Genomic DNA, 255 nt, shown 5'->3' on the forward strand with positions numbered 1-255 from the left:
GTGGCCAAGTGAAGACGCTGGTTTGGGTCGAGCATGACGGCGGGGCCGTCAAGGATGCGACGCTGTCGACGGTGACGGCGGCGGCGAAGCTGGGCGAGGTGCACCTGCTGGTCGCGGGGCAGGGCATAGACGGCGTGGCGCAGGCGGCGGCGAAGATCGCGGGCGTGGGCAAGGTCCATGTCGCCGACGACGCGGCCTATGCCCATGCGCTGGCGGAGAATGTCGCAGCCCTGGTGGCCAGGCTGATGGAGAGCC

The 255-nt window shown here is 70.2% G+C and carries 1 pseudogene; it reads left to right on the top strand.

Annotation, left to right across the window (positions count from 1 at the left end):
- Positions 1 to 8: 8 nt before the first annotated feature.
- Positions 9 to 255 (top strand): annotated as a pseudogene (locus tag RN629_RS18360) (electron transfer flavoprotein subunit alpha/FixB family protein); the annotation flags it as partial.

This window comes from Facivitalis istanbulensis (assembly GCF_040560405.1).
Taxonomy (GTDB): Bacteria; Pseudomonadota; Alphaproteobacteria; order Sphingomonadales; family Sphingomonadaceae; genus Sphingomonas; species Sphingomonas istanbulensis.